Raw genomic sequence first — 1,626 nt, forward strand, 5'->3', positions numbered from 1 at the left:
GTATGGCGGAGTTTATGTTGGGGCAATGTACAGTCTGGCCTTTTTATCTGACGATGTGAACTACGTGGTGAATGAGGCTCTGAAAACCATACCAAAAGAAAGTGATTTTTATAAATGTATTGCCGATGTAATCAAATGGCATAAAAAATATCCAAACGATTGGAAGCAGACCTGGTACGAGGTTCAGAAGAAATGGTCAGAAGAAGCAGGGTGTCCTGAGGGTATATTCAGTCCGTTTGACATTGATGCGAAAGTTAATTCTGCTTATGTGGTAATGGGGCTGCTTTACGGAAAAGGAGACTACACAAGGACGTTGGAAATAGCTACACGTTCCGGACAGGATTCTGATTGTAACCCATCTACCGTTGGAGGGATTTTGGGAACAATACTAGGCTACAGTAAAATTCCGGATTACTGGAAAAAAGGATTAAATGGTAGTGAGGATCTGAACTTCAAATACACAAATATGTCTTTAAATAAAGTGTATGAAACAAGTTATCAGCATGCTTTGAAAGCAATTGCTGCAAATAATGGCAAAGTAGGTGATGCCGAAGTAATTATTAAGGTGCAAAAACCAGAGGTGGTGCGCTTGGAGAAAGGTTTTGAGGGAATTTATCCTGTAGCAAAAGAGCCACTTAATCGTAATATTGATGATGTTTATGAGTTTGACTTTGAAGGAACCGGATTTGTTTTGCGCGGCAATGCCGGAAAAAATGATCAGAATCTGGATGATTATGAACTTAAAGCCAAAGTATATGTTGATGGGCAGATCGTCGAAACTGCTCATTTACCTACCGCTTACAGAACCAGAAGACATGAAATTTGCTGGCGCTATCAGTTAGCCAGTGGCAATCATCATATAAAAATTGAGGTTTTGAATCCTAAAAAGGGATATTATTTAAGGGCATGGGATTACATAACCCATGGCGATAAAGCCATTGATGGGATAATGGCTCATAAATAGAATCAGTTTATAGATTAAGATAGCGTGTTATCATATGCTGTAGTTCATCAGAAATGGCTAATCCTGTTTTATTTTCAAGCTGATGCTGTGCAGAATTAAATTTCTCAATATAAGTGCCCGTTTGGTCGTTAAATTTTAAGTATCCCTGGTCGAAGAAACGTTCCTGTACTTCGCCAGATGAATCCATTGAACGGAAAACCAGGGGTGAAATTTCAAATGTCTGTTTGTTTATGTACAGCCATCTGAATATGTCAGCAATGTCTGCATTTGCAGGCAGGTCATTGCGTTTCACTTCCAGTAAGCAATCGGAATCATTTTCCAGGTAATATAAGCAGGTAAAAGGAGGTTTCATGTATTTCTAAAAAGCAGATGTGGGCCGAAAATAAAAAAAGTTATCTGTCTTTCTTCCATTTTTGTAATCCTTTTTCAAAAAAATGATCAAAGAGATGCGCTTACTATAGTGATCTTCTGGTAAAGAAATATTATAATCCATAACCATAACCATAAGCGATCCGATGTTTTTTTAAACATTAATTCCAACGCTTCAAAGACTGTGGTGTTTAGGCTTACATAAATTGTAGAACTGTTTTTTTCTTGTAAGATGTTTCTAACTTTTCCCATAATTGAACTCCTTTCTGTAGCAGATTTGGGTAGTAATATAT

At 37.5% G+C, this 1,626-nt stretch carries 3 protein-coding genes; 1 reads left to right on the forward strand and 2 read right to left on the reverse strand.

Annotated features, from left to right (window positions below):
- On the forward strand, positions 1 to 964 hold a 964-nt coding region (locus tag AC1DDX_RS27255), incomplete at its 5' end, for an ADP-ribosylglycohydrolase family protein (RefSeq protein ID WP_477623012.1).
- A gap of 7 nt (positions 965 to 971) precedes the next feature.
- Here the strand turns inward: AC1DDX_RS27255 and AC1DDX_RS27260 are convergent.
- On the reverse strand, positions 972 to 1,316 hold the full coding sequence (locus tag AC1DDX_RS27260; protein ID WP_288879225.1) for a hypothetical protein: 345 nt from the start codon (positions 1,314 to 1,316) through the stop codon (positions 972 to 974).
- An 86-nt stretch (positions 1,317 to 1,402) separates the two neighbouring features.
- The coding region (locus tag AC1DDX_RS27265) for a hypothetical protein (RefSeq protein ID WP_477623013.1) at positions 1,403 to 1,626 on the reverse strand (224 nt) is incomplete at its 5' end.

This window comes from Pedobacter sp. 10L46_2, assembly GCF_056395165.1.